This is a genomic window from Pseudomonas sp. Wu6 (assembly GCF_019891515.1).
In the GTDB taxonomy this organism is placed as follows: Bacteria; Pseudomonadota; Gammaproteobacteria; order Pseudomonadales; family Pseudomonadaceae; genus Aquipseudomonas; species Aquipseudomonas orientalis_A.
Genome location: NZ_JAFLXH010000034.1, coordinates 1 through 26,200 on the forward strand (window position 1 = coordinate 1; position 26,200 = coordinate 26,200).

Sequence of the window (26,200 nt, forward strand, 5' to 3'; positions counted from 1 at the left end):
ACAATGAACGACGAATGCATTCATCGTTAGACTATTTGCCGCCCAATCAGTACGAGCGGCAAACAGCCTGAAAACACCGATTGAGGTGTCCGGAAAAAGTTGACCACCTCACTGGTCGGTTCTGAGGCCGCCATCGGGGGCAAGCCCCCTCCCACATTTGGGCCAGGATCGACACAACATCCTTGTCGGCCCTGAGGCCGCCATCGGGGGCAAGTCGAATCGTCGCACCGCCCCTCCCACATTTAAAAAGTGTTTACCTCTCAATCAAAAGTAATACGGGAATTTCAGACTGAACGTGAAGTCCGGCGCGTCATCGGTCATCCCGATCGCCAGGTTCGGCACGATGGTCAGGTTATCCGAGGCCGCAATCGTCATGCCGACGTTGAAGTAGCCCGCATTCGCATCGCTGGACACCACCGACTGCCAGTCGCCGCCGTCCGGCTTGAGCTTGCTTTTGCGCTGCACCAGGTCGGACACCGAGAACGACATGCTCATTTTTTCGTTCAAGGCAAAGGCTACACCCACACCGAACTGAAAGCTGTCGCCCAGGCGCACCTTGCCGCCCACCTTCTGGTTGACCTGACTGCTGATGTCATCGAACGAGTCTTCGAAGTTGTGGGTGTACGACAGCGAGCCGAACAACACCGCAGGGTCGAAGGTCTTGACCAGGGAGATGCCCGGTGTGACCGACCACACGCCGTTGCCCGTCGGCAGGCTTTCGGGCAGGTAGAGGTTATCGTTGCTCGGTTGCCTGACCAGTTTGATGCCAAACGGCTCTTTACCCGTAGGCGCCTTCACCCGCACCGACACTACGGCGTCCGGCAGGTTAGGGGTTTCATCGAGGAATTTGTACGCCACGCCGAAGTTGACGTCGCCAATGGTCGGGTCGCGGGTCACGGACGCTTCCGAGGTGGCCGTGGCATCGTTGCCGGCGCCGCCGGACTGGTAGGTCGATTCGCGGTAGACCACCGGCACGTTGAGGTCGAACTGCCAACGGTTATCGAGGTTGTAGCGGCCGGTCAGGTCCAGGGTCCAGCTGTCGGATTTGATCCGGTCCAGGTTGATGTTGCCGAGAAAGATCGAGTCCAGCGCCAGGAAACCATTGAGGGTCAGCTGGCGGGCGTCGTAACGGGCATAGGTGATGCCGGTCTCGAGGCTGAACTTGCCGTTGCCGAAAAAGCCGCTGGCTTCGTTGTAGAGGTTACTGACACTTTGTGCAGGCGCCGAGTCGTCCTTGAGCGACTGGCCGTAGGAACTGCCGCCGCCGCCCGCGCCGCCGCCCGCGCCACCCGACGCGGCTGCCGCGCCGGTGCCTGCGACGGTCGTGCCGCCTTGCTTGAAGTCGGCGGGGGATTTGGCCAGGCGCCTGGGGGCCGGCGTGGCCGGTTGATCTTCCACCTGGCGTACACGTTGTTCCAGCACGGCCAAGGCCTTTTGCTGCACGTCGTAGCGTTGCTTGAGTTCCAGGAGTTCCCGCTTGAGGGTTTCGATATCGGCATCCGGCGCGGCATACAGCACGGATGCGGGCAAGAGCGTACTTAAACAGATCACCGCGCGGAGCGATAACGATCGATGCATGAAAGAAGCCGTCCTTTTCCAATGCGTAAGTGTCGAGGGTCAGCGTAGTTCAATAACCGAGCGTGCGTAGGCCTTTTAGCTGGTCCAGATTGCAGTTCAATGCGCCGTTGTTCAAACCGTTATTGTTCATTACCACGTTGAGTTGGGTCATGTTGTTGACGAAGTTGCTATTGCCGGTCAAAACCGTGCCTTGCAGCACATTCCCGCCGCCGATCTGCTGCAGGCTGTTGCCCTGGTTGTGGTTGGCCTGGATCGCCATTTGCAGGCCGCCATTGTTGGCCGACACGCTGACTTGACCGGCCTTGCTGTCGCCGGTGACGGTGCCACCGGCCACGAGTACCTGACCGGACTGCGCGGCGTTGGCAGGGGCAAAGCCGTCCTGGGTGACGTTGATGCCGACATGGTTGTTGGCGGTGTTGCCATCACCGGCGGCGCGCACGCTTTGGGTCACGCCCTGGCCGCTGGTCAGGCCGGCTCCGCCGATCACGTTACCGCCGCCGGCAGTGGGCGTTCCGGAACCCGCCGCACCCGTGGTTTGCACGTAGAACTGTGGGGTGATGGTGGTCTTGTCCAACTGCATGCTGGCCTTGCCGGTAATGCTGTCGCCGACCGCATTGGTCCAGGTGCTGCTCATGACAATGCCGAAGCTGATGATTCGCCCCGGCATCACATAGCGGCCACGCAGCTCGGCCATTTCCGCGTCCTTGAGTTCGATCGGTTTGAAGCCCGATGAAGCATAAGCGGGCATCGAGGCTGCCAGACACAAAACCGTCAGCCAACGGGAAGTGTTCATCTTTTGCTCCTGGAGCGTCCTGCCCCTTATTGCGCTTCTAGAAGAAGTCGCTCTGGATAAAACCGAAATCCATCAGTTCGGCGTCGCCTACGGGCCGGAACTCGTTCAGCTGGTTCTTGGCGGTCAGGGGGGCAGGCGGGTCGAGCAGGATGTTGGCCTTGTCGTAGCCTTCACCCAATACGGCGAACACGATGCCATTCCAGCCCTTGACGAAGTCATCCCGCGAATAGCGCTTGTGCCCCAGCACCGGGTCGCCGACATACACCCAGTCCCTGTCGGCCCGTTGCATCACCACAAAGTGCTTGTAGCCACGGATTTCCAGCAACACCACCACCGGGATTTTCACGGTGACCAGGGTGTCCGGGGCGATCTTGTAGCCCCGGGCGCGCATGCCGATGCTTTCGAGGTAGCGCTTCATGTCCAGCATGGAAAAACCCTGGGTACGCACCAGGTCCTGGTCGGCATTGACCAGCATGCCCTTGATGAGGTGGTCTTCGTCGACGTCCAGCCAATAGGCCTGGCGCAGGATGGTAGCGAGTGCCGCAGCACCACAGCTGAAATCGGTTTTCTGTTCCACCAGGTTGGCGAACCGGCGTTCACGGATGCTCTCGACCTTCTTGAAAATCACCGCACCGCCGGGCATGGCGGAGATCGCCATGGTGCCTGCCCAAGTGGGGCCGGTGAGCAACATCAGGAGGGTGAGGGTCGCGAAGCGCATGATCGACTGACCTGCTGGACACTGGAATAAGAAAGGGCCTTGTTGCCAAGGCCCCGTTGGATCAGAAACGCACGCCGCTGGAGCAGACGCTGCAACCTTGACCGATCGACAGGCTGTTGCTGCCCTGGTTGCCCGCGCCCGATTGCAGGTTTACACCCACGTTGCCGGAGTTGCGGTTAACCGAGTTGTCGAGGCTGGAGTTGTTGGACACGTATTGAGGCTTGCCGTAGCCATAACTGCTGACGGCGGTATTGAGGTAGCTGTTGTTGAGCGAGTTCTGCTCGGTGTTGGAGGCGGCGGCGATGTTCTTGCCGTCAGCGGTGGTGATTGCCAGGTTGTTTTTACCTTCGTTGCCTTGACCGGCCTGGCCGTTGTAACCCACGTTGCCGGAGTTGCCGTTGACGGAGCCGTCCAGGGACGCGTTGTTTTGCGTGCCTTTGTTGACGAAGTTGTTATTGGTGCTGGCTTGATCCACATCGATCACGGCGAACACGGTGGCAAAGTCGCCTTTGGCACTGGAGATGGCACCGGCGTTATCCGCCTGGTTGCCGGAGCCCGACTGTACGTTGACGCCCACGTTACCGCTGTTGCCGGTCACCGAGTTGTCGGCCGAGGCGTTGTTTTCGGTGTTGCTGTCCTCGAATTTGTTGCCCTGGCTTTTTTGCACATCGGTGACCACGGAGGCGACGGTGCCAGTAGGTTGAGGGGCTGGGTGCCAGCCACCACCCGCTTGAGCAGCGGCAGCCATGAGCGCGGCGAGAGCGAAAACCAGTGGTTTGAGCGCCATTTGAGGTTTCATGGTGTTTCTCCTTGCTTCTAATTAGTTGGGTTAAGTGTTGGTACGGTCTAACTAAGGTCTATCAAGCGCTTACTTGATAGTGATGCCCAGGGTGTTAGCCACTCGGTTCCCCACCCCGGCACTCTGGTTCACCTGAATCACTCCTCGGCTGCCGGTGAAGGCCTGGTCGCTGGTGACGACCTGGCGGCTGCCAGTGGTGGAGGTGGACCCTGAGTCGCTTGCCAGCGTCGTCGTGTTCTGTTGCAACAGGACGCTGTCATCGATGCTTTGCGGGCCAGGGTTCAGGCTGATCCGCACCGCATTGATCGATTGGTTATTGGCTCCGGCCGACTGATTGATGCCCAGTACGCCGTTGCCGTTGGTAAAGGAGGTGCCCAGGATCGCCGCCTTGGCGTTCAGGGACGGGTCGACGTTGCCGTCGAGCTTCTGGATATTGGCGGTGGTGGCCTGGCCACCGAGGACAATCGCGCGGCTGTTGGACATTTGCTGTTGATTGCCGGCGGCCTGGTTGATCGACAAGACACCCTCGTACTGTTTGCCGCTGCCATTGATCACGGCGGTGTTGTCAGCCAGGGCCGTTGCGCTGCCCAGCAGGGCGACTATCAACAGGAGGTGCTTCATCACTTGCCCCCCATCATGCTGCCGAGATTGTTCAAGGGGGCCATGCCGCGCTGGATCGAATCGCTGATCTGCCCACCCATTGCGTTGCCGGCGCCGGCGCCATGGCCGGCGGCAGCGCCGCTGCCCAGGGTCGACATGCCGGTGTGCGTGGCGCCCAGGCCGGACAGATTGCCGTTGGGCTGCACCGAGCGCGCAAGGCTCGAGCCGCTGCTGATGCCGCCGATGTCACGGTCGCTGAGTTCGCCGGACATGGCACTGATCACTTCTTTGCTGGGGTTGGCGTTGGCCGTGTTGGGGTAGGGGTCCGGGAGCGAGGTGCGCCCGTACATATGTCCTTGGACGGCGCGCCCCGTCACGATCACGCCGTCACCCGCCTGGCTCGGCAGGCTGGCGCCGGCACTGAGCACGCAACTGATCAGCAGTGCGTTTATCGAGGCATGAGTGAATGTGTTCACGGTGGCAATCCTTATTATTCACGCTGACCCTAAACAGCGTTGTAGGGGACAGAGCAGAAGGCGTGCCGGTTTTTGTTTTTACTTTGGATTCAGCAGGTTATGGTTTTCACCGACGGTTTCGTCGGTTGTGCTGTTTCAACCCTGAAACAGTCCTCGCCCGGCGTCGTAGGCCCGGTCGCTCGCGCCAGCTGTATCAGTGATGAAACAGTGTCCATGACAAAACGATGAATCCGTCCCCGCCGGGCGATTCAAGACAGTTGGGTGTTTCAAAAATGGACAGGTCACGCGGCAGGCGCAGGCTCAGCCTTTGGGGGTTTTACGCGGAATGGAGTTGAGTACCGGGTTGCCGTCCTGATTCTGGGTCAGGTAGACCGGTAATACTTTGGGCAGGGAGGGGATGAGGTTATTGACTTCACTGAGGTTATAAATACCGCCAATGCGAATGCTCCCGGTGCCTGCGTCCGCCAGCATTACGGGTTTGTCCAGGTAGCGGTTGATCAGCGGCAGCGCATCGGCCAGGGCCAGGTTGTCGAGCACCAGTTTGCCCGTGCGCCATGCCAGGGCCGTGTCGTCGGGTTTGATCGCCGCCACGCGCGGGGTGGCGTCGCCCCGTTGGTAACTGGCCTGCATCCCCGGGGTCAGCGGCACGCTGCCATGCACCGCGTCGCTGGCGATCTGCACCGAGCCTTCAAGCAAAATCACCCGCACCTGGTCGGCATACGTCCAGACATTGAACTGGGTGCCCGTCACGCGCACCTGCCCCTCGCCAGCCTGCACGACAAAGGGGTGATTGCTGTCATGGGCGACCTTGAAAAACGCCTCGCCCTTTTTCAAGCTGGCCTGACGCCGGTCCTTGTAATCGCTATAGACCAGTTCGGTGCCCAGGTTCAATTCCACCTGGCTGCCATCAGCAAGGGTGATCTTGCGCAAGCCATTGGTTGCTTCGTAGTGTTTATAGGCGCTGGGCAGCCAGCCGGCTTCCCAGCCGGTCAAGGCGGCCAGTGGCAAGGCACCCAGGCACAGGGCGGCGGCGACCGCGTAGGTGCGCCAGCGCTTGCGCGGTTTGAACGGCAACACCACCGGCGCCGGTGTGTTGCGCGGCAGATGATCGGCCACGTCCCAGACTTCCAGCATCGCCGCGTATTCGAACGCATGCAGCGGGTGAGCGTCGTGCCATTGTTCAAACGCCTGGCGCTCAGCGGCCGAGCAATCCTCGGCATGCAGGCGCATGCACCAATGCGCGGCGGCGTCGGTAATGGCGTCGTACTCGGCTTCTGAAAGGGACTGTTCGCTCATTGACTCATCCTGATTTCCCGCATTCTAACTCTCTGAAGCACACGGCGAGAACAGCAGCATGGCGATTGCACATCAATTGGAACTTATTCTTGTTTGAGCGCGCCTAAAAATTCAGGAATTAACCTGTCGTCAACCATGGAGTACTAAACATGTTGAAGAAAACCTTAGCTGCCCTGTGTGCCACCACCGCTTTGCTGAGTGCCGGCGCTGCCCTGGCCGACAAGCCGGGAGCGGGCTGGATCACCATTGAAAAAGCCATTGAGGTGGCCAAGACCAAGGCTGGGTATACCGAAGTTTATGCCGCCGAAGCCGACGATAACGGCTATTGGGAAGTCAAGGGCCGCAAATCCGACGGCACCGTCTACGAAGCTCGCATCGACGGCATGTCGGGCAATGTCCTGCGAGATCAGAAGGACTGATCCGCCCGCTGGGGGCCTGTTCAGGCCCCCACATCCAGCATGCGCCCCAGATGCGTAATCAGGTAAGTGACCGAATCGGCGTTGGTGAGAATGACGTCGATGCGTTTGTCGATATTGCTCATGAACACCTGACGTGCCTCATTCAGGGTCTTTGCGCCAGTAATCCCCAGGACTTTGCGCTTGAGGTAGTGGGTAGTGGTGAAAACGCCGTAATCTTCCCAGGTATTGGATATGTCATCCCATGTCTTGAACAGCATTCGGGCCGGCGTCAGCGTGGACAGTGCGGTCGTTTGCAAGTCATCCTGGCGGGTTTTCACTGCCTGAGCGCCAGGCTTTGCGGTATCGATCAGGTCGCGGAAGGGTTCCATGCTCCGCAGGTAGGCAATGTCTTCGGTCTTGAACCGTAAATGCGTCAGTTCATGAATCAGCGTAGAAGCCCTGGCGTGAGCGAATATATCGAAGGGGGCATTCAGGATGTTGGCGTATTCAGCCAGATTCGGATCGAAGAAACGTTCGAACAAAAACACTTTGCGTTCACTGTCATCGATGAGCACCATCGCGTAATCATTCGTGGGGTCCATCAGGCTTTCGCCGCTGACCAGGCGCATTGAGTCAGGGCCGATCAAGGTCGGGTCACTCAATTCATCGAGTATTCCGTCGATGAGGGTCTCGATTTTCCTTACCTGGTCCGGTGCCAGGTTGATGGTGCCGAACAGGTCGCATAAAAACAGACCCACTCGGCTATCAGGGGTGATCAGCTGTGCAAAATGGCGGATGTTGCGCTTGCAGTTGACGGCATAGTAAGTCGCCACGTTCAACGCTTCGTCGATGGCCTGGGCTTTCCAACTGGAGACAGCGGCAATCGCCCTTATGCCTCGCGCTTCAATATTGATCTCGCGCCGCTGCGCCCGTTGCGTTTTCTGACGCGTCCAGGCCTGGCCGAAGCGGGGTTTGTGCAAACTCAGGTCCAACACCCAATGGCCATTTGAATTGCGACCCACGTAGGGGCCCTGCTGATCGTTATTGCCGAGGCGCCAGTGCTCCTTGGTTTTCGTCACCGCATACACTTTGCCTGCCAGCGGTACATACGTCCTGGCGCTCGCCGGGTCCTCGTAAACATGGGTGGAGGTAGTCAGCTCCAGGTTCTCCAGGGCGACGTCATGATCCTCGAAGCGCTGCAGCCGTGTGCGCGAAATGGCAGTGACGTCCCGCAGGCCCGGGGCAGTGGCCGTGGGGAGGTTGCTCTGGGGCAGGTCGACGACGTCAGCGTTATCGGGCGGCGCGGTTTCGCTGCCGTCGAGCTCGCTGTACAGCGCGGCCATTTGCACCACGGCCAGGATGAAGTCCTTCATCGCGGCGCGCCACTGGTGCACTTGCAGCGCCTCCATTGAGCGCTTGACCAGCGTGTAGCTGCGCCACACCACCAGCGGATAGGCGAGTTTGCCCGCCATGAAGTGCACCGCCATGGCAATGCCCTTGCCGAACAGGTCGACCGCTTTATCCCATAGCGTCTGGGCGCCTTCCTTGAATTGGCAGGCGAACATGTTCAGCAGGATCAGCGTGTTCTCACTGAACAGATACTGCAGCAGATTGCCGGTTATGGCAGACGAGGCAAGGCGAATATCCGAGGGGCGATGCCGGTTGTTCAGCAGCAAGTCGCGGTAAACGGCCTGGTGCGGATCTTCCAGGTGCTGGATGACCCAGTCCTGCAGTGCTCCAGGTCGTTCCAGCTCATCGAGCAGCGCTTGTTCATTATCGTAGTGCTTGAGCACATGGTTTTCACTGTAGGGCGCGTACAACACCACGGCGCCGGCCTCTTTATCCGGCGCGCTGATCAGGTACATGCCCAGTACCTTGGCGGCCGTGGCACCCGCAGTCGCCACCAGTTCCACGGGCCGAAACAGCACCGACGCGCCCTCCAGCGCCGCACGCGCCAGGGCGTCAGGCATATCGAACGCCTGCTGCACCCAGCCCAGGGCCTGGGTCGACAGGCGTTCCTGCAGATGGTGCTCGTGGGCGTATTGCAGCACCTGCCAGGGCAATTGCCGGCAGAACCGCCGCCGACGTTGGCGCGCAGCCTCTGTGCGGGTGTCCAGCGCGGTTTGCAACAGCTGCTGGTAGACCGATTTCACGTCCAACTGGCGCACCATCTGGATCACTGTCTTGGCATCCAGGGTGTCAGGCAGCGGTGTGGCGGTGCGCGAACGCGGCACAATGGCCTGCTTGTTCAGGTCCGGCCAGTGGCGCAAGGCGAAGTCGGTCAAGCTGCAGGTATGGATATCCAGGGCCTGGTGCACGGGAATCAGCACGTCGTCGGGGCTGATGGTGTGCTCGGGAAAGCGTGCCTTCAGGAGCTTTTCCAGGGCGGAAAAAGTGTGCTCGCGAAGGGTCGGGAGGCCATGGAGGTAGTCCTCCTCTTGCGGGGCGCTGTTGCGGTACTGCTCAAGCAGTTCGGCATGGTAAATCTGCTCTTGGGCAGGCGCCATTGCCAGCCACACCGGCAGCAGTTGCTGGGTGATCATTGCGTCGGCCAGCGCCCTGGCCCGTGCCAGGTTGGTAGGCGCGGGGATTTGCAGGAGCGCATCCAGGCGGTCCTGTACGGCGCGCGCCGGCAAGTCCATGGCCAGTAGATGATCGACTGCGTCGATGACTTGCTCGTCGTAGCTCTTCAGGCGATTGTCCAGCAGGTTATCGTCAATGCGTTGCAGCGCCGCCAGGCGATACACCTGATGGGGCACGCGCTGGGACAAGCGCAGATTCTCCAGCAGCGTCAGCCGTTTGACCGGATGCGCCAGGCGCTGGGCAATGGAGTCGCGCAGGGCCGAGACCGATGAAAACACTTCATGGCCACGCCGTGGCGTCCATAGGAGCGCCTGGCCCGAACGCGCCGGGTCAAGGCCGCCGCGCTCGGTCAGTACAAACAGATTGGCCAGCGGCAGCAGCGCGTCGGACGTGCCCTGGTGCAACGCCAGCGCATAGGCATCCGGCAGAAACCCGTTGACCCCATGCCGGGTCAGGCGCACCAGGCTGTCGCTGCGCAGTACCGTATCGAGAATGGCATGGCTTTGGCCCGTCAGGGTTTTACCCAGCAACCGCAGTTCAGCCTCGCTGCGCAAGCCCAGCAGCATCGAATGCGCGTGCTTGTCGCGGTTGTTGTCCAGGAACAGGCGCGGCAGGTCACGCAGCTCATGGCCGGCAAAAACCTTCAACACCCGTTCGATCGTGTCGTTGAAGGTTTTGAGGGTGAGGTTATTGAGCTTCAGCGCAACCCCCTGGTTGCGCCTTTCGTAGAAGCCCGTCCTGGACGACACGGGAAGCGGCTTGCTCGCCTGGCCCAGGCGCTCGATGAAGTGTTCAACCATGTTCAGGGACGACAGGGGCAGGCGCTCTTCGCGCTGCTGGGCACTGGAGGCGTAGGTATTGATAAAGACGTCATCGGCCTTGAGGTCCAGTTGGCGCGTCTGCAGTTCCGTGTTCAGGGCCAGGGTGACCATGCCGCGCAATGTCGGGTGGTTCAGGCGTTCGCTGTTCAGGCCTTCCTCGGCAGCTCGCAGGCGCTGCTGGTGCAGCTTGGCGCGCTCGGCCTGCACGGTGGACGGACGGCCATTGCCGCTGCTGACGGGATGTATCGTCCAGCGCCCATGGGTGTCCAGGTCGGCCAGGCGGCTGTCGAGCATGGTGCGGATGTCCAGGGCGTAATCGAGCAAGGCATCCAGGTCCACCTGGCCGGCGCTGCTGCGATACAGGCCCAGGGCATGGTTCATATTACTGGTCTGCTTGGCGACGATGTCTTCGAGCATGTCGCTGAACACATGCCCGGAGACGGGACGTGCGGCAACGTTGATCGAGTCCAGGCCGATAAAGGTGTTGCGCTCGTCCAGGGACAGGAAATTGAGCAGTTCGTCTTCGTGTCCGGCCGCCGTGAGCATCGTCAGCAGTGCGTCTTTAAGGTCATCCAGGTCCTGGAGCACCTGCACACCACGGGACTGGGTGTAGAGGTAGGCGTGGCTTTGATGCAGCATCAGGGTGCTGGCCAGTTCCACGTAGTGCTGGTAGGGCGCATGGATACGCACTTTCTCCACGCTCAAGTCGGCGGCGTAGGCGCTGCGAGCGCCCTGGTCGCTGAGGAACAGGGCCTGGAGCACGTGGCTTTCGTCGGCACTGAGGATGCCGGCTTGGCGCTTGAGCAGCACGTCGAGGCGGAACTTGTCCGCCATTACCTGCGCGAACAGATCAAGGCGTGAGGTGCCGCTGTCGATGTCTTCGTTCCAGTAGGTCTGCAGCAGGCTCTCGAGCAGTTTGGACAGCGTGCCGGAGGTCTGCTCGATGAGCGTTTCCCAATGCTTGCGGTCTTGCTCCAGCCGGGTCGGGGTGAAGTCGGCAGTGACATGTTTGGGGTTGATGAATTCGCGGGTTTGCCCCGCAGGCCAGGCATGTTTTACATAAAACTGCAGGAACGCTTCACGCAGCGTCAGGGAGTCAATCCAGCGGCGGTCGGTGTCCGTCGGGCTATGGATAAAGCTGTTTACCCGCGTTTCGCGTTGATCCAGGCCGGGGAAATCAGCGTGCGCCATGATCCCGAGCAGTGTGTCGAGCATGTCCGAGAGGGTCGGGGTTTTCTGCAAGTGCTCAAGCATCGCTTGCACGTTTGCCCGTTGGCAGGCCTGCAGGGCTTGCTCCTGGTCGTCCATGACCGCTCCCGGCACCGGCGAGGTGGTGAGTGTAAAGACGCTGTCTGCCGACAGGCTGTTGCGCTGCGCGATCGACAGGAAGCTGAGCAACGCCACGCGCTGCAGCGAATCGGCAAGCGCCTGGCTGAGCTCTGTGAGCAGCGCGGCGTGGCTGTCAAACACCTGGATACCGCCGTAGGGCGTGTACAGCAGGGCCTTGGCCCCGTCCGGGCTCGGGCTCATCGCAAACGCGCCGGCGAGCACGATCGCCGCGTGGCCCACCCGGTTGATCAACAGCTTTTCGACGCGCATGGGGTGGCGTTGCAGGCGCGTATCCTGGCGGCTGGCGTCACTGGCGTAATACATGCCGTGCAGCCATTCCAGGTCCTTGACGGTGAGCCCCAGGGCGCGTTCGCGTTCGCTCAGGGTCGAGCGATTGACGGGCAGCAGGAATTCGTCAAAAAAATACGGCGGGGTGACGCGGGTCATGCCTGTCTCCAGCGTGAATAGGGTCACACAGGGTAGGCGGGCAGCCGTGGCGGGCGGGGGGTAACTATTGAGTCAAGCCTGAGTCTCGCCGTCAGTTGACAGCAAGCGTCGTGGGTGGTGTTTAATCGACGGTCTGGATGTCCATTCGTTGCCCCTTCCAATCATAAAAACGGAGCTTCAAATGCCTGCGCAGTCTGCGACCGTTGTCACAGCCTTCATCAGCTTCACTGAATTGGTGGGATTGCTCCAGCGTATCTTCGTCAGGCACGGCACCTCGCCGGAAGTGGCGGCGATCCTTGCACACAACTGCGCCAGCGCCGAACGTGATGGCGCCCACAGCCACGGTATCTTTCGCATCCCGGGGTACCTGTCGACCCTGGCCAGCGGCTGGGTCAACGGCGCTGCCGTGCCCACGGTCAGCGATGTGGCGTCAGGCTTCGTACGGGTCGATGCCGGCAATGGGTTTGCCCAGCCGGCCCTGGCGGCCGCGCGTGCGCTGCTGGTGAGCAAGGCCCGCAGCGCCGGCATTGCGTTGCTGGCGATCCATAATTCCCATCACTTTGCCGCGTTATGGCCGGATGTCGAACCGTTCGCCGAAGAAGGGCTGGTGGCGCTCAGCATGGTCAACAGCATGACGTGCGTGGTACCCCACGGGGCCGACCGGCCGCTCTTCGGCACCAACCCCATCGCGTTCGCGGCGCCCCAGGCAGGCGGCGCGCCGATTGTGTTCGACCTGGCCACCAGTGCCATCGCCCACGGTGATGTGCAAATTGCCGCGCGCAACGGTGAACGTCTGCCGCCGGGGATGGGCGTGGACAGCCTGGGCCAGCCGACCCAGGACCCGAAAGCGATTCTCGAGGGCGGCGCACTGTTGCCGTTTGGCGGGCACAAGGGTTCGGCGTTGTCGATGATGGTCGAGTTGCTGGCGGCAGCGCTGACAGGCGGCCATTTTTCTTTTGAATTCAATTGGGCCGACCATCCGGGGGCGCGTACGCCCTGGACCGGCCAGTTACTGATCGTGATCGATCCCAGCAAGACCGCCGGGCAAAGCTTCGCCGAGCGCAGCCATGAACTGGTGCGGCAGATGCATGCGGTGGGGTTGCGCCGGTTACCGGGGGATCGGCGCCATCGCGCACGGGCAAAATCGCTGGAAACAGGCATAGAACTGCCAGTGCAGGAGCTGAACCAGCTTCAGGAATGGGCTGGGGATTGAACACGGGTGCGAGGGGTGCCGGCAGACATATAGGATTCAGCGAACAATGAAACCCAATGTGGGAGGGGGCTTGCCCCGATGGCAGTGGGTCAGCCATAAATGAACTGACTGATCCACCGCTATCGGGGGCAAGCCCCCTCCCACCTTTATACCGAGTTCCAGCTTTGAATCAGCGCAACCCGTACCGGTCAGTTACGGCGACCGAGCAGCAGGCCAACCACCAGGCCAAAGCCTGCGGAAATGGCCACGGTCTGCCATGGGTGGCCACCGATGTAAGTTTCGGTAGCATCCACGACCGGCTTGCTGCGCTCACGCACATTGGACACGGAGTCCAGGGCTTGCTTGAGTTTGATGGCAACCTGCTCACGCAGGGTTTCACCTTCCTCACCCACCAGGGACGCGCTGCTTTTGAGCAGTTTGTCGGATTCTTCGATCAGCGCAGTCAGTTCGCTGAAGGCTTGGTCCTTGATTTGATCTTCGACGGATTGGGCGGCGGTTTTGCGGGCCATGTGTGACTCCTTGCAAGTGAATGTGACAGTGAACAATGGAGTATCGGGCGCCGGCAAAAGTTGCAGTTATTTTGCCGGCCGCCCATTTGCGGCAAAATCCAAATCGGGTCCTTTGGACCTTCAGTGTAAGATGTTCCCTATTTGTGCAGCAGGTAATTCAACATGAGCTTCAATCTCGCCAACAAGACCCTCGCCGAACGCGCCGAGCTGGAAGATGAAAAGTCCCGTCTCTACGACCTGTGGCAAACCAACCTGGGCAAGGCCAAGGGCGAAGCCGCGCGGTTGTTCGGTGAGCGCGCCAAGCGCAAGGGCAAATGGGCCGAATGGGTGCGTGCCGAACTTGACGGCATGTCGCCGCCGGAGTTTTCCAACATGGTGCGCAGTGAAGTCAACAAGCTGATGGCAGCGGCTAAATAAAGCTCGCCTCGATCGCCTCACGCACCTTCAACAACATAGGGTCAAGCTGGGCCTGGGTGCGCCAGCCCAGTTCCACCGGGTAGCGCGGCAGCGCCAGCGGGCAGGGCAATACGCGCAAGCCGGTCAGGCGGGCGATGGCCTCGGCGGCATGCCCGGGGATCGTCGCCACCGCCATGCTGCCCTTGAGCAGAAACGCCAGCGCGGCAAAGTGGCTGGTGGACGCGCACACCTGGCGGCGCAAGCCGCGCGCCGCCAAACCCTCATCGGTAATGCCGATAAACCCGCCCGACGACACCAGCACATGCTCACGCGCGACGAACTCCGTCAGGTCGATCTGTTGTTGGCCGGGCGCCAGGCTGTCCGGGTCCACCAGGCAGCGATAGTCACCTTCGCCGAGCACTTGCCGACTCAGGCGCCGCTCGGCAAAACCGCCGGCGGTGATGGCCAGGTCCAGGCTACGGTCGAGCAGGCCGTCGGCGACAATCTGGCTGTGGGTCTGGCGGAAAATGACCCGCAGTTTCGGCAGGCGCTGTGCGACGCTGTCCATCAGTCGACGGCCGTAGGCAATCTCAAAGTCGTCCGACAGCCCCAGCACCACGGAGCGGCCCTGATAGTTCGGGCTCTGCGGGTTGATCATCGCCAGGCTTTGCCGGCAGCGGTCCAGTGCTTCGCTGATCACCGGTTTCAACTGATTGGCGCGTGTCGTGGGTGCCAGTCCACGTCCTGTGCGCACAAATAACTGATCGCCGTACAACTCGCGCAAACGCCGCAGGCCGGCGCTGATGGCCGACTGGGTGACCCCCAGGCGCAACGCTGCGCGGCTGGCGCTGGACTCGTCATGCAGGGCTTCAAAGGTCTTGAGCAGGTTCAAGTCGACGTCTGCGATATTTATCTGGCTCATATCATTTAGCACTGAGGTGGGCTTTATTCATGATCAAGCCTGGCCGGAGAATGGGCAACCCCCACCGACTTGGAGTGACTGTGATGCCTGTTTCTACCGTGGCTGCTTTACAAATTGGCTCGCTGCCGGGCGGCAAGGCCGAAACCCTCAAACAGATACTGAGCTATGAAGAGCAGATTCAGCGCAGCGGCGCGCAACTGGTGGTAATGCCCGAGGCCTTGCTCGGCGGCTATCCCAAGGGCGAAGGGTTTGGCACGCAACTGGGTTACCGCCTGCCCGAGGGCCGTGAAGCCTTTGCGCGGTATTTTGCCAATGCCATCGATGTGCCGGGTGTCGAGACCGAGGCGCTGGCCGGGTTATCGGCGCGCACCGGTGCCAGCCTGGTGCTCGGCGTGATCGAGCGCAGTGGCAGCACCTTGTATTGCACCGTGTTGTATTTCGAGCCGTCGGGCGGCCTGGTTGCCAAGCACCGCAAGCTGATGCCTACCGGCACCGAACGACTGATCTGGGGCAAGGGCGATGGCTCCACCTTACCGGTAGTCGACACTGCGGTAGGGCGCATTGGCGGAGCGGTGTGCTGGGAAAACATGATGCCGCTGTTGCGCACCGCGATGTACGCCAAGGGTGTACAGGTGTGGTGCGCGCCCACCGTGGATGAACGCGAGATGTGGCAGGTGAGCATGCGCCACGTGGCCCATGAAGGGCGCTGCTTTGTGGTAAGCGCCTGCCAGGTGCAGGCCTCGCCCGAGGCGTTGGGCGTGGAGGTTGCCAACTGGCCGGCGGATCGTCCGTTGATTGCCGGTGGCAGCGTGATCGTCGGGCCGATGGGCGACATCCTTGCCGGGCCGCTGGTGGGTGAAGCGGGGCTGTTGACGGCGCGGATCGATACCGATGAGTTGGTGCGGGCACGCTATGACTATGACGTGGTGGGGCACTACGCCAGGCCGGATATTTTTGAGTTGACGGTGGACGAGCGCGCCAGGCCGGGTGTGCGCTCTATCACTGACTAAACGCGGTTAAACGTGTGGGAGGGGGCTTGGCTTAATGCCAGTCAGTTAAGGCTTTTTGTAGGAGCGAGCTTGCTCGCGAAAAACTCACAGGCACCGCGTTCATTCAGGAGGCACACGTTATCGTTGACGTTTTTCGCGAGCAAGCTCGCTCCTACAGAGGGCGGCGTACGCTTGACTGACCGTAATCGGGGGCAAGCCCCCTCCCACATGTGATCTTCAGGGTTTGGGGGATTGGGATTTCAGCCACTCTTGGCGAGTGATCTCCCAGATCTCTCGTGGGAGCGTGCCGGCGACGAATTTACCCTCATCTGTCCTGACCAGGCGCATGCCCGTACGCTCGGAAATTCGCCGTGACCCAAGGTTTGGCGCCGCCTTGGGCGCGCGCAGCACGGGGCGCTCAAGTACGCTGAACCAATAGTCGGTCACGGCGGCACTGGCCTCGGACATAAACCCTTGCCCCTGCCACTGCGGGCCCAGCCAGAAGCCGCGATTGTCATCCTGCTCGTCCGTCAGATTGATGTTGCCGATCAACTGTTCAGGCGCGCTTCTAAGACAAATCGACCAGTGCCACTGCTCACCGCGAGCCATGGCGGGCAGGGCAAGTTCCTCAAGATAGCGGCGCGCGCCATCGGCCGGGTAGGGCCAGGGCACCATGGCATTGAGATAGCGCACCACTTCCCAATGGGCAAATTGTTGCTGGATCGCCTCGGCATCGTCGAGTACCAGCGGGCGCAGGATCAGGCGTTCGGTCAACAGCGTCGGTTGCATGAGGGTCACCAGGTGGCGGTGTTGGGCAAATCCAGGGTGCCGCGCTCGACAAAGCGCATGGTCCCAAACAACCCGCCCGCCAGCTTGCCGCGCAGCACATACGGCAGGTTATTCAGGCTCTGGGTCTTGCTCAGGCCCAACGTCTGGCGCAACACGGAAAACGCCGAAACGCTCACCGGCACCATCAGCACCGTCTCGGAGAAACGCGGGATGCTGCCCGCCTGATCACTCACCCCGGACGCCAGCGGCCGGCCATTGACTTCCAGGTCCAGGGCCACGCCGTTGTAGTCGATCGCCGTTTCATTGGGGTTTTGCACCCGCAGCTTGACGGCGAAGCGCACTTCCAAATCCTGGCTTTGCAGCGGTTCGATGCCGACCACGTTGATGTTGACCGGATCGCGCTGGGGCAACAGCGCGCAGGCGCTCAAGGTCAGCAACAACACCGATACAACCATGAGCTTGCGCATCTGAACGTGCTCCTACTGTTTCGTAACGTCCGGGTCCTGCATGACCTTGAGGGTCGAGGACTCCGGATCGAATTCATCTTCTTCCAGCTCTATGAACGCTTCGGGCAGGAAAATGTTCAGCAGGATGGCACAGAACGCCCCCACGGTGATCGGCGACTCAAAGATGTTATGCAGCGCCTTGGGCAAGTCGCGCAGCACTTCGGGCACGGCCGCAACGCCCAGGCCCATCCCCAGGGAAATCGCCACGATCAGTACGTTGCGTCGGTGCAACCCGGCTTCGGCGAGGATCTTGATGCCGGCCACGGCCACGGTGCCGAACATGATCAGGGTCGCGCCGCCCAGCACGGGTTTGGGCATCAGTTGCAGCACCGCGCCGATCATCGGGAACAGCCCCAGCAGCACCAGCAGGCCGGCGATGAAGTAGGCCACGTAGCGGCTGGCCACGCCGGTCAGTTGGATCACGCCGTTGTTCTGGGCGAACGTCACCATCGGCAGGCTGTTGAAGGTGGCCGCCATTGCCGAGTTGAGGCCGTCGGCGAGCAGGCCGGACTTGATGCGCTTGATATACCGCGGGCCTTTGACCGGCTGCTGGGAAATCATCGAGTTGGCGGTCAGGTCACCGGCGGCTTCCAGGGGCGAAATCAGGAAGATCACCGCCACCGGGATAAACGCCACCCAGTCGAACGAGAAACCGTACTTGAACGGCACCGGCACGCTGATCAAAGGCACCTGGGGCAGGGCGGCCATGTCGACGCGGCCCAGCCACCAGGCCACGACAAAACCCAGGGTCAGGCCGATCACGATCGAGCCCAGGCGCAGGAACGGGTTGTCGAAGCGGTTGAGCACTACGATGGTCAGCAGCACCAGCGCCGCCAGGCCCATATTGCTCGCCGCGCCCAGATCGCTGGCGCCGAAACCGCCGGCCATGTCGGTCACCGCGACCTTGATCAACGACAACCCCATCAAGGTGATAATGGTGCCGGTGACCACCGGGGTAATCAGCTTGCGCAACTTGCCGATGAACTGGCTGAGCACCACTTCGATAAAGGCTGCGAAAAAGCAGATGCCAAAGATCGTCGAAAGAATCTCATCGGTACCGCCGCCGCGAGCCTTGACCATGAACCCGGCGCTCAAAATCACGCTGATAAAGGAAAAGCTGGTGCCCTGCAGGCACAACAGGCCCGAGCCGATGGGGCCGAACGTGCGTGCCTGCACGAAGGTGCCGAGCCCCGAGACGAACAGCGCCATGCTCACCAGATACGGCACTTCACTTTCCAGGCCCAACACGCCACCGACGGTCAGGGTCGGGGTGATGATGCCGACGAAGCTCGCCAGCACATGCTGCAGGGCGGCAAACACCGCCGCAGTGAAGTGCGGACGGTCTTCCAGGCCGTAGATCAGGTCGGATTTATAGCGCGGGCGAGGGGCTTGAGCGTCAGACAAAATGAGGGCTCGGGTCGGAAAATGGAGGCGCAGGATGCCAGAAACGGCGGATTGCCTGAAGTGTAAAAAAATATTTATGAAACCCCTGCATAAAACCCTCGGGCGTGCCGATAGTTCTTATAGGTCCACCTATCAATAACAACAACGGTGGCCAAAGTCTGGCAGCGCATTGTCGCTGACCGATCGTTTCGCGGCAGGGATGCGCGCAAACACCCTTTCTGAGAGCAGCCCTATGTCCCTCCGTCATCTGAATATCGCCCCTCGCGCCTTTCTCGGGTTTGCCTTCATCGCCGTTCTGGTGGTCATCCTGGGGGTATTTGCAGTCGACCGCATGACCCTGATGCGCCAGGCTTCGTTGGACATGAGCACCAATCAGTTGCCCAGCGTGACGTACCTGGGGCAAATGACGGAAAACGTGTTGCGCATGCGCATCCTGTCCTTTCGCGTGCTGGTCAACCGTGAGCCGGTCGCCCTGCAGGAAGCCGAAACCCGCATCGGCGTGCTGGTCGACAAGGTCAAGGCGGCGCAGACCCATTACGCCTCGCTGCCGGCAGGTGCCGAGGAGACGGTGTTGTACAAGGCATTTGCGACCACCCTGGACAACTATTTCAAGGCGCAAGCCGACATGATTGCCTTGTCCAAACAAGACAAGGTCGATGAAATGCGCGCGCTGATCAACAGCCGTATCAAAGACGGCACCGACCAGATGGGCGAGCAGTTGAACAAACTGATTGCCCTCAACGCCGCCGGTGCCAAGGCCGCCGATACCCAGGCAGAACACAGCTACGAAGTGGCCATTACCGGCGTCATCCTGGTGTCGGTGGCCGCTGCGTTGCTCACGGTGTTACTGGCCTGGCTGCTGACCCGCAGCATCGTCGCGCCGCTGCGCAAGGCCGTGCAAGCGGCTGAAAGCATCGCCGGCGGCAACCTGACGACGGCTATCGAAGACGATGGCAAGGACGAACCGGCGCGGCTGATCAATGCCTTGTCGACCATGCAGGCCAACCTGCGCCAGACCATCCAGCACATTGCAGGCTCGGCCACGCAGTTGGCGTCGGCTGCCGAAGAACTGAGCGCCGTCACCGAGGAAGCCTCCAAGGGCTTGCAGCAACAGAACAATGAAATCGACCAGGCGGCCACGGCGGTCAATGAGATGACCGCCGCCGTGGAAGAGGTGGCGCGCAACGCGGTGTCCACCTCCGAAGCCTCCGGCCAATCCAACCAGGCCGCACGGGAAGGCCGCGACCGGGTCGTCGAGACGGTCGGCGCGATCCAGACCATGACCCAGGACGTGCAAAACACGGCGGCCATGATCGAGGGGCTGGCGGCGCAAGGGCGCGACATCGGCAAGGTCCTCGATGTGATCCGCGCGATTGCCGAGCAGACCAACCTGCTGGCGCTCAACGCCGCGATCGAAGCGGCACGCGCCGGTGAAGCCGGGCGTGGCTTTGCGGTGGTGGCCGACGAGGTGCGCGCACTGGCCCATCGCACGGCCCAGTCGACCCAGGAAATCGAAAAAATGGTCGCCGGCATCCAGAACGGCACCGGTGAAGCCGTGCAATCGATGCAGCAGAGCAACCAGCGCACCCAAAGTACCCTGGAAATGGCCCGTGCCGCCGGTGTTGCACTGGAGCAGATCACCCAGTCGATCAGCCTGATCAACGAACGCAACCTGGTGATCGCCAGCGCGTCCGAAGAGCAGGCCCAGGTGTCGCGCGAGGTGGATCGCAACCTGGTGAATATCCGCGACCTGGCGACACAATCGGCGGCGGGCGCCAATCAAACGAGTGCGGCCAGCCATGAGCTGTCACGCTTGGCGGTGGATCTGAACGCGATGGTGGCCCGGTTCGTTATCTAAAATCTGAAATACGGTTCAAATGGGGGAGGGGGCTGTCTACACAACTCAGTAGCGCCAACCGTAACCACGATGCGAAGCGAGCCGCTCTTGATCTTGATCTTAGGCGCCCCGTTAAACCACGCTGGCCGAACGCAGGCTTGAATCCGTGGGCAACCCGGCAGGACGCCGGGTTAGCCGCACTGGGCCAGGGATGGCCCATTGCGGCGGCCCACGGATTCAAGCCGGAGAGAGGGCACACCGAGCCTAAGCGAGGTGCCGAGTGGTGGGGCAAGAGCGTTTTGCTTACTTTTGCGCTTTTCAAAAGTGAGCCGCCGTCAGGGCGGAACCCTAAGTGGCCGTTACCGCAGAAACGGATATGTACTCGATCTGATCCAACATCCTGGTCGGCTCTGAGGCCGCCATCGGGGGCAAGCCCCCTCCCACATTTGGGCCGGGATCGACACAAAATCCTGGTCGACCCAGAGGCCGCCATCGTGGGCAAGTCGAATCGTCGCACCGCCCCTCCCACATTTGATCCCTGTTGTCAGGGCGCTATTGCTTCCAGGCGGCCGCGTTCACCAGATTCTGCGGCCGTTCGCCCGCCAACGCCTGCAACAGATTATCCACCGCACACCTGGCCATCGCTTCGCGCGTCTCATGGGTCGCCGAGCCGATGTGCGGCGTGGCCACCACATTGTTCAAGCGCAGCAGCGGGGACGCATGATCGAGCGGTTCTTTCTCGAACACATCCAGGCCGGCGGCGCGAATGGTGCGCTGCTGCAAGGCCTCGACCAGCGCCGCTTCGTCCACCACCTTGCCCCGTGAAATGTTGATGAAGATCGTCTCCGGCCCCATCAGCGCGAACTCCTCGGCGCCGATCAACTTCTCGGTCTCGGCGGTGAGCGGCAAGGTCAGGCAGACGAAATCGGCTTCCTTGAGCAAATCCTGCAGGCTGCGGTACTGCGCGTCAAAGCGGGCTTCTACCGCAGGCTTGGGCGAATGGCTGTGATAGATCACCGGCATGCCGAAGCCACAGTGCCCGCGCTGGGCCAGGGCTTCGCCGATGCGTCCCATGCCGATGATGCCCAGGGTCTTGCCGTGCACGTCGCTGCCGAAATGCGACGGGCCGATGTTCTTGTTCCATTGGCCGGCGCGCACCAGGTCGGCCAGTTCCACCACGCGCCGGGCAGTCGCCAGAATCAGCGCAAAGCCGGTGTCTGCGGTGGTTTCGGTGAGCACGTCCGGCGTGTTGCTGAGCAGGATGCCGCGTTGGGTGAGGTAGTCGATATCGTAGTTATCGACGCCCACCGAGACACTCGCCACCGCCTCCAGTTTCGGCGCCAGGTCGAGCAGCCCGGCATCCAGGCGCAGGCTCGCGCCCAGCAGCCCGTGGGCGCCCGGCAGGGCGTCGCGCAAGCGGGCCAGGCCGGTCTCGTCCAGTGCGTCGATCAGTGTCACGTCGGCCTGCTCATGCAGGCGCGCCATCAGCGGCGCAGACAGCTTCTTGTATAAAACCACGGATTTTTTCATCAGGAATGGGCCTTCATGTCGAGGGTGGCCAAGGGCGTGCGTTCACGGTCACTGGCACCCGGCTTGAGGAAAATCGTCAGCACCACCGACAGCAGCAATGCACCGCTCATCAGCAGGTAGGAGGTCCCGGGCGAGCCGGTGCTGCTATTGAGGTAACCCACCAGATAGGAGCCGCCGAACGAGCCCAGCGCGCCCATGCTGTTGATCAGCGCCATGGCGCCACCGGCGACGTTGGCCGGGAGGATTTCCGGGACGATGGCAAAGAACGGACCATACGGCGCGTACATGCACGCACCGGCAATCACCAGCAGCGTGTAGGACCACCAGAAGTGTTCCGCGCCGAGTGCATAGGAGGCATAAAACGCAATCGAGGCAATCAACAGCGGCGGCCATACAAAGCGTTTACGCTTTTGCAGCTTGTCCGAGCCCCAGGAAACCACCAGCATGCCGATCACGGCGGCAAGGTACGGCAGCGCCGAGAGCCAGCCGGCCTCGACCATGTCCATTTTCAGGCCGGCCTTGAGGATCGATGGCAACCACAATACAAAGCCATACACGCCAATGCTCCAGCAGAAGAACTGCAGCGCGAGGATGATCACCTTCGGCGAGCGGAACGCTTCGGCATAGTTCTTCACCGCCTTGATACCCACCTGTTCGGCGGCCAGGGCGCTTTCCAGGCTTTGCTTTTCGCTGTCGCTCAGCCACTTGGCATCCTTGGGGCGCTCATCGGCCAGCTTCCACCAGATAAACGCCCACAGCACCGCCGGCAAGCCCTCGATGATAAACATCCAGCGCCAGCTGAAATGCTGCACCAGATAGCCCGAGACGACCGACATCCACAGCATGGTCACCGGGTTGCCGAGGATCAGAAAGGTGTTGGCCCGCGAGCGTTCGGCACGGGTGAACCAGTGACACAGGTACACCAGCATCGCCGGCATCACCGCGGCTTCGACCACCCCGAGCATGAAGCGAATCACGATCAGCATGTAGGCGTTGGACACCACGCCCGTCAGGGTGGCCAGGCCGCCCCACAGGATCAGGCTGACGAAAATCAGTTTCTTGACGCTGCGCTTCTGCGCGTAGATCGCCCCCGGCACCTGGAAGAAAAAGTAGCCAAGGAAAAACAGCGCGCCGAGCAGGGACGACATGCCCGGGGTGATCATCAGGTCTTCGGCCATCCCGGAGGCGGCGGCGAAGCCATAGTTGGCGCGGTCCAGGTAGGCCAGGCTGTAGGTGATAAACACGATGGGCATGATGTACCACCAACGGCGGGTGGCAAGTTTCGCGGTTTCCATAAGGTTGCTCCTGAGCTTGTTGTAGTTGTGGCAACAGGTAGTGGGTTATGCAACGGATCGGTGGGGTAGTTCGGCGCGGGTAGGCAGCCCTTCCATGTCGCCACGGCTCTGTACGGCGCGGCTGCCGATCCAGTTGCCGCGTTGTACCGCCTCGGGAAAACTGGCGTTTTCCAGCAGGGCGCTGATCATGCCCACGGCAAAACCATCGCCGGCGCCCACGGTGTCGACCACCGTGTCCACGCGCACGGCGGCGACAAAGCCCTGGTCCATCTGCGTACGGTAATAGGCGCCATCGGGGCCGAGCTTGATCGCCACGGCTTCGGCACCCTGGTCGAGGTAGAACGCGGCGATATCCGCCGGGTCATCGAAACCGGTGAGCAGCCGGCCTTCGCCCAGGCCGGGCAATACCCAGTCCGCAAGGCCGGCCAGGGCGTTGATTTCGCGGATCATCTGCGCCTGGCTGTTCCACAGGGAGGGGCGCAGGTTCGGGTCGAATGACACGCTGCGCCCGGCCTTGCGCATCTGCGTCATCAGCTCCACCGACAATTGGCGGGTGGCCTCGGACAACGCCGGCGGAATTCCGGTGGCATGCAGGTGACGGGCTTGCAGCAGGGCCGGGCGGATGTCCGCAACCGACAAATGGCTGGCCGCCGAACCTTTGCGGAAATATTCCACCTGGGGATCGGCGCCGGACTCTTCGCGGGACTTGAGCTGAAAGCCGGTGGGGTGCAGCGGGTCGACGCCCACATGCCCGCAGTCCAGGCCTTCGCTGACCAGGGTGTCGACGACGAAGCGCCCGAGGGAGTCATCACCCACCCGGCTCAGCCACGCCACATTGAAACCCAGGCGCGACAGGCCAATCGCGACATTACTGTCGGCGCCCGCAATGCGTTTGTGAAACTGGCCGACCTGGGCCAGGTCGCCGGTCTGCTCGGCGACAAACATCGCCATGGTCTCGCCAAACGACAGGATATCGATCTCAGACATGGGCATTCTCCACACGGGGTTGGCCAAGGCGGGCGAGGGTGGCGACCTGTTGTGCGGTCACCTCGACCAGGTCATCGCCCTGCAGCGGAAACTCCACCGCCCGGGTAATACCTTGAGTCATGTGCGTGAGCAGTTGTTCCCACAGATGCAAATCGGTGGCGCCGGGCGGCACGGCCACCAGCTTGCCGTCCGCGCGACGGGCGACGGCCTTGCAGTGCAGGTAGTCCACATGCCGGCCCAGCAGGCGCGCGGCGGTGAGGGCGGACTGGTCCTGCCACTGCCAGTTGCCGATGTCGAAGGTCATCTTTACAGGCAAGCCCAGGCGTTCGACCTCGGTGAAAAACCGTTGCATCGGCTCGATCCGGCCGCCATGCAGGGTCTGATCGTTTTCCACCAGCAGCTTGACCGCGTGGCGATCGAGCAGGGCCTGCAGGCTCTCCAGGTCGTTGGTGTCGGTGAAGTAACCCAGGGAGACTTTCAGCCAGCCCGAGCCGAAGGCCTGGGCGCGGTCGAGGGTGGCGGCGAGGTCCGGATTAGGCTGGGCACGCCCGGCCACCCAGAGTTCCAGGGGCGAGGAAAACACCGAGTCCAGGCCGTGCTCGGCGGCGGCGCCGGCCAGCGTGTCGGGCTGTTCGGTGGTGAGCAGTTCTTCACGCCATTCGATGCGCCGGGCACCGGCGGCGCTCAACAGTGCGACAAAACTCAATTGGCCCTGCTGGCGCACGAGGTCGGCGCCGTAGCTGGAAAGGCTGATGGAGACGGGATATTCATGCATTATTGTTTACCTCTGAAACCGGTTTCATTTTTCTTGAAAGAACGTACGACTCTGTAGGAGCGAGCTTGCTCGCGAAAAACCAGAGAGCGCCGCGTTAAACCAGAGTCGCGGCGTTACCGTTGGCGATTTTCGCGAGCAAGCTCGCTCCTACAGGGAGTTGGGTGGAGCCTCGGATGATCAGTTGGGGCAGGAAATCCAGGGTGCGGGTGGGGGCTGTGTCGCCACGCAGGCGCTTGAGCAGACAGTCAAACGCGGTGGCGCCAATCGCCTCGGTGGGCTGGGCGAGGGCGGTGATGCCGTTGCCCACCAGTGGATACCACTCCAGGTCATCCAGGGCGATCAGGCCGACATCATCGAACAGGTTGCTGCCCAGGTTTTTCAGCGCCCGTGTACAGGCCAGCGCAGCAACACCGTTGGCGCAAAACAGCGCCTTGGGGCCGGGCTTGGCCAGAAAGGTTCGCAGGCGGCTCTCCAGCTCGCCATCCAGTTCAACCATGGCACCGGTCAAGTCCGGGCGCCGGGCAATCTCGGCGTTGAAACTGTGCAGGCGCTCCAGGCGCGAACTGGTGCCATCGGTGGCTTCGCTGACCAGCAGCAAGTCGCGATAACCCTGTTGCTCCAGGTGCTCCACCGCCATACGCACCGCCGCCGGGTTGTCCAGGCCGACCAAGTCGCTGTGCAGCGGCTCGACCTTGCGGTCCACCAGCACCAGGGGCATTTCCCGTTGCAGTTCCAGCAGTTGGTCGAGGTGATGGCCGAGGGTGTTCACGATCAGCCCTTCGATGTTGTACGAGCGCAGCGCCGCCAGGTGCTGGCGCTCCTGCTCGTCATCGCGGTCGGTATTGCACACCACCAGGCTGTAGCCGTGCTGACGGCAGGCGGTTTCGACACCGTGCATCACCGCGATGGAGTAGGGATTGCGGATATCGGCCACCAGCATGCCGATCAGGCGTGTGCGTCCGCGCTTGAGGCCGCGGGCCATCTGGTTGGGGCGGTAGCCGAGTTCAGCGATGGCCTGCTCGATACGCAGGGCGATGGCATCGGAGAGCAGGGCGCGGTCGTCGCCGATAAAGCGCGACACACTGGCTTTGGACACACCGGCGCGTTCGGCCACATTGAGCATGGTCACACGGCTGCGCTGGGCGGAGGAAAAAGAAGTCACGGTGGCGGGCCTTTCTTATTGGAATTAAACAATCGGTACACGCTGAAA

23 protein-coding genes are annotated in these 26,200 nt (G+C 61.7%); 5 read left to right on the forward strand and 18 right to left on the reverse strand.

Annotated elements, in window-relative coordinates; genetic code table 11:
- Nucleotides 1–264: 264 nt before the first annotated feature.
- From J1G34_RS20910 to J1G34_RS20940, 7 genes are all read right to left on the reverse strand, one after another.
- Entirely contained in the window at nucleotides 265–1,578 is a 1,314-nt protein-coding gene (locus J1G34_RS20910; protein ID WP_122582599.1) for an autotransporter outer membrane beta-barrel domain-containing protein, read from the reverse strand.
- Nucleotides 1,579–1,627: 49 nt separating this feature from the next.
- Complete coding sequence (locus tag J1G34_RS20915; RefSeq protein ID WP_130139206.1) at nucleotides 1,628–2,371, reverse strand: hypothetical protein; 744 nt, start codon at nucleotides 2,369–2,371, stop codon at nucleotides 1,628–1,630.
- Nucleotides 2,372–2,408: 37 nt separating this feature from the next.
- Entirely contained in the window at nucleotides 2,409–3,089 is a 681-nt protein-coding gene (locus J1G34_RS20920; RefSeq protein ID WP_122484550.1) for a C39 family peptidase, read from the reverse strand.
- A 61-nt stretch (nucleotides 3,090–3,150) separates the two neighbouring features.
- Nucleotides 3,151–3,888: a hypothetical protein gene (locus J1G34_RS20925; protein WP_065887387.1), complete on the reverse strand. Its 738-nt coding sequence runs from the start codon at nucleotides 3,886–3,888 to the stop codon at nucleotides 3,151–3,153.
- Between the two features lie 69 nt (nucleotides 3,889–3,957).
- A complete protein-coding gene (locus J1G34_RS20930; protein WP_130139207.1) occupies nucleotides 3,958–4,509 on the reverse strand; it encodes an adhesin in 552 nt (183 codons plus the stop codon).
- Nucleotides 4,509–4,964 carry a hypothetical protein gene (locus J1G34_RS20935; protein WP_065887385.1) on the reverse strand — a complete coding sequence of 152 codons (456 nt, stop codon included), beginning with the start codon at nucleotides 4,962–4,964 and terminating at the stop codon, nucleotides 4,509–4,511. Before J1G34_RS20935 ends, J1G34_RS20930 begins: the two co-directional genes overlap by 1 nt.
- 300 nt (nucleotides 4,965–5,264) lie before the next feature.
- Nucleotides 5,265–6,260 carry a FecR family protein gene (locus J1G34_RS20940; RefSeq protein ID WP_222994569.1) on the reverse strand — a complete coding sequence of 332 codons (996 nt, stop codon included), beginning with the start codon at nucleotides 6,258–6,260 and terminating at the stop codon, nucleotides 5,265–5,267.
- Between the two features lie 149 nt (nucleotides 6,261–6,409).
- Here J1G34_RS20940 and J1G34_RS20945 point away from each other — a divergent pair, with 149 nt between their 5' ends.
- Nucleotides 6,410–6,679, forward strand: a complete 270-nt coding sequence (locus J1G34_RS20945) for a PepSY domain-containing protein (RefSeq protein WP_065887383.1) — start codon at nucleotides 6,410–6,412, stop codon at nucleotides 6,677–6,679.
- A 20-nt stretch (nucleotides 6,680–6,699) separates the two neighbouring features.
- Here J1G34_RS20945 and J1G34_RS20950 read toward each other — a convergent pair whose 3' ends face one another.
- Nucleotides 6,700–11,838: a dermonecrotic toxin domain-containing protein gene (locus J1G34_RS20950; RefSeq protein WP_222994570.1), complete on the reverse strand. Its 5,139-nt coding sequence runs from the start codon at nucleotides 11,836–11,838 to the stop codon at nucleotides 6,700–6,702.
- A gap of 181 nt (nucleotides 11,839–12,019) precedes the next feature.
- Here J1G34_RS20950 and J1G34_RS20955 point away from each other — a divergent pair, with 181 nt between their 5' ends.
- Entirely contained in the window at nucleotides 12,020–13,051 is a 1,032-nt protein-coding gene (locus tag J1G34_RS20955) for an Ldh family oxidoreductase (RefSeq protein ID WP_222994571.1), read from the forward strand.
- 188 nt (nucleotides 13,052–13,239) lie between these two features.
- Here J1G34_RS20955 and J1G34_RS20960 read toward each other — a convergent pair whose 3' ends face one another.
- On the reverse strand, nucleotides 13,240–13,560 hold the full coding sequence (locus tag J1G34_RS20960) for an ElaB/YgaM/YqjD family protein (RefSeq protein ID WP_065887380.1): 321 nt from the start codon (nucleotides 13,558–13,560) through the stop codon (nucleotides 13,240–13,242).
- A gap of 162 nt (nucleotides 13,561–13,722) precedes the next feature.
- On the opposite strand from J1G34_RS20960, the gene J1G34_RS20965 reads away from it, so the two are divergent.
- Nucleotides 13,723–13,977 carry a hypothetical protein gene (locus tag J1G34_RS20965; RefSeq protein WP_003190904.1) on the forward strand — a complete coding sequence of 85 codons (255 nt, stop codon included), beginning with the start codon at nucleotides 13,723–13,725 and terminating at the stop codon, nucleotides 13,975–13,977.
- On the opposite strand, the gene J1G34_RS20970 is transcribed toward J1G34_RS20965, so the two are convergent.
- Nucleotides 13,970–14,869 (reverse strand): LysR family transcriptional regulator, encoded by a 900-nt coding sequence (locus J1G34_RS20970; RefSeq protein WP_065893270.1) that lies wholly within the window; start codon nucleotides 14,867–14,869, stop codon nucleotides 13,970–13,972. The two genes, J1G34_RS20965 and J1G34_RS20970, sit on opposite strands and share 8 nt — an antisense overlap.
- Nucleotides 14,870–14,961: 92 nt before the next feature.
- On the opposite strand from J1G34_RS20970, the gene J1G34_RS20975 reads away from it, so the two are divergent.
- Nucleotides 14,962–15,888 carry a carbon-nitrogen hydrolase family protein gene (locus J1G34_RS20975; protein ID WP_065898398.1) on the forward strand — a complete coding sequence of 309 codons (927 nt, stop codon included), beginning with the start codon at nucleotides 14,962–14,964 and terminating at the stop codon, nucleotides 15,886–15,888.
- Between the two features lie 216 nt (nucleotides 15,889–16,104).
- Here the strand turns inward: J1G34_RS20975 and J1G34_RS20980 are convergent, their stop codons facing one another.
- From J1G34_RS20980 to J1G34_RS20990, 3 genes are read right to left on the reverse strand one after another with little or no spacing between them, the layout of a single operon-like run.
- Nucleotides 16,105–16,656 (reverse strand): GNAT family N-acetyltransferase, encoded by a 552-nt coding sequence (locus tag J1G34_RS20980; RefSeq protein WP_065898397.1) that lies wholly within the window; start codon nucleotides 16,654–16,656, stop codon nucleotides 16,105–16,107.
- Between the two features lie 5 nt (nucleotides 16,657–16,661).
- Entirely contained in the window at nucleotides 16,662–17,123 is a 462-nt protein-coding gene (locus J1G34_RS20985) for an LEA/WHy family protein (RefSeq protein ID WP_222994572.1), read from the reverse strand.
- A gap of 12 nt (nucleotides 17,124–17,135) precedes the next feature.
- Nucleotides 17,136–18,566, reverse strand: a complete 1,431-nt coding sequence (locus J1G34_RS20990) for a nucleobase:cation symporter-2 family protein (protein ID WP_222994573.1) — start codon at nucleotides 18,564–18,566, stop codon at nucleotides 17,136–17,138.
- 232 nt (nucleotides 18,567–18,798) lie between these two features.
- Here J1G34_RS20990 and J1G34_RS20995 point away from each other — a divergent pair, with 232 nt between their 5' ends.
- Complete coding sequence (locus J1G34_RS20995; protein ID WP_222994574.1) at nucleotides 18,799–20,424, forward strand: methyl-accepting chemotaxis protein; 1,626 nt, start codon at nucleotides 18,799–18,801, stop codon at nucleotides 20,422–20,424.
- A gap of 531 nt (nucleotides 20,425–20,955) precedes the next feature.
- Here J1G34_RS20995 and J1G34_RS21000 read toward each other — a convergent pair.
- The 5 genes from J1G34_RS21000 to J1G34_RS21020 form a co-directional block, all read right to left on the reverse strand.
- A complete protein-coding gene (locus tag J1G34_RS21000; RefSeq protein ID WP_222994575.1) occupies nucleotides 20,956–21,933 on the reverse strand; it encodes a 2-hydroxyacid dehydrogenase in 978 nt (325 codons plus the stop codon).
- Complete coding sequence (locus tag J1G34_RS21005) at nucleotides 21,933–23,228, reverse strand: MFS transporter (protein ID WP_065887373.1); 1,296 nt, start codon at nucleotides 23,226–23,228, stop codon at nucleotides 21,933–21,935. The genes J1G34_RS21000 and J1G34_RS21005 overlap by 1 nt, the downstream gene beginning before the upstream one ends.
- Before the next feature lie 45 nt (nucleotides 23,229–23,273).
- Nucleotides 23,274–24,215, reverse strand: a complete 942-nt coding sequence (locus J1G34_RS21010) for a sugar kinase (protein ID WP_065893153.1) — start codon at nucleotides 24,213–24,215, stop codon at nucleotides 23,274–23,276.
- Nucleotides 24,208–24,990, reverse strand: a complete 783-nt coding sequence (locus J1G34_RS21015) for a sugar phosphate isomerase/epimerase family protein (RefSeq protein ID WP_065898391.1) — start codon at nucleotides 24,988–24,990, stop codon at nucleotides 24,208–24,210. Before J1G34_RS21015 ends, J1G34_RS21010 begins: the two co-directional genes overlap by 8 nt.
- 94 nt (nucleotides 24,991–25,084) lie before the next feature.
- Nucleotides 25,085–26,152 (reverse strand): LacI family DNA-binding transcriptional regulator, encoded by a 1,068-nt coding sequence (locus J1G34_RS21020; protein ID WP_347709497.1) that lies wholly within the window; start codon nucleotides 26,150–26,152, stop codon nucleotides 25,085–25,087.
- Between the last annotated feature and the right edge of the window lie 48 nt (nucleotides 26,153–26,200).

What these genes read in the sequence shown, in the direction of transcription:
- J1G34_RS20995 (WP_222994574.1), top strand. Translation starts at nt 18,799, where the DNA reads ATGTCCCTCCGTCATCTGAATATCGCCCCTCGCGCCTTTCTCGGGTTT.
- J1G34_RS21000 (WP_222994575.1), bottom strand. Translation starts at nt 21,933, where the DNA reads ATGAAAAAATCCGTGGTTTTATACAAGAAGCTGTCTGCGCCGCTGATG.
- J1G34_RS20940 (WP_222994569.1), bottom strand. Translation starts at nt 6,260, where the DNA reads ATGAGCGAACAGTCCCTTTCAGAAGCCGAGTACGACGCCATTACCGAC.
- J1G34_RS20955 (WP_222994571.1), top strand. Translation starts at nt 12,020, where the DNA reads ATGCCTGCGCAGTCTGCGACCGTTGTCACAGCCTTCATCAGCTTCACT.
- J1G34_RS20980 (WP_065898397.1), bottom strand. Translation starts at nt 16,656, where the DNA reads ATGCAACCGACGCTGTTGACCGAACGCCTGATCCTGCGCCCGCTGGTA.
- J1G34_RS20920 (WP_122484550.1), bottom strand. Translation starts at nt 3,089, where the DNA reads ATGCGCTTCGCGACCCTCACCCTCCTGATGTTGCTCACCGGCCCCACT.
- J1G34_RS21005 (WP_065887373.1), bottom strand. Translation starts at nt 23,228, where the DNA reads ATGGAAACCGCGAAACTTGCCACCCGCCGTTGGTGGTACATCATGCCC.
- J1G34_RS21015 (WP_065898391.1), bottom strand. Translation starts at nt 24,990, where the DNA reads ATGCATGAATATCCCGTCTCCATCAGCCTTTCCAGCTACGGCGCCGAC.
- J1G34_RS20950 (WP_222994570.1), bottom strand. Translation starts at nt 11,838, where the DNA reads ATGACCCGCGTCACCCCGCCGTATTTTTTTGACGAATTCCTGCTGCCC.
- J1G34_RS20915 (WP_130139206.1), bottom strand. Translation starts at nt 2,371, where the DNA reads ATGAACACTTCCCGTTGGCTGACGGTTTTGTGTCTGGCAGCCTCGATG.
- J1G34_RS20910 (WP_122582599.1), bottom strand. Translation starts at nt 1,578, where the DNA reads ATGCATCGATCGTTATCGCTCCGCGCGGTGATCTGTTTAAGTACGCTC.
- J1G34_RS20965 (WP_003190904.1), top strand. Translation starts at nt 13,723, where the DNA reads ATGAGCTTCAATCTCGCCAACAAGACCCTCGCCGAACGCGCCGAGCTG.
- J1G34_RS21010 (WP_065893153.1), bottom strand. Translation starts at nt 24,215, where the DNA reads ATGTCTGAGATCGATATCCTGTCGTTTGGCGAGACCATGGCGATGTTT.
- J1G34_RS20945 (WP_065887383.1), top strand. Translation starts at nt 6,410, where the DNA reads ATGTTGAAGAAAACCTTAGCTGCCCTGTGTGCCACCACCGCTTTGCTG.
- J1G34_RS20985 (WP_222994572.1), bottom strand. Translation starts at nt 17,123, where the DNA reads ATGCGCAAGCTCATGGTTGTATCGGTGTTGTTGCTGACCTTGAGCGCC.
- J1G34_RS20960 (WP_065887380.1), bottom strand. Translation starts at nt 13,560, where the DNA reads ATGGCCCGCAAAACCGCCGCCCAATCCGTCGAAGATCAAATCAAGGAC.
- J1G34_RS20925 (WP_065887387.1), bottom strand. Translation starts at nt 3,888, where the DNA reads ATGAAACCTCAAATGGCGCTCAAACCACTGGTTTTCGCTCTCGCCGCG.
- J1G34_RS20930 (WP_130139207.1), bottom strand. Translation starts at nt 4,509, where the DNA reads ATGAAGCACCTCCTGTTGATAGTCGCCCTGCTGGGCAGCGCAACGGCC.
- J1G34_RS20975 (WP_065898398.1), top strand. Translation starts at nt 14,962, where the DNA reads ATGCCTGTTTCTACCGTGGCTGCTTTACAAATTGGCTCGCTGCCGGGC.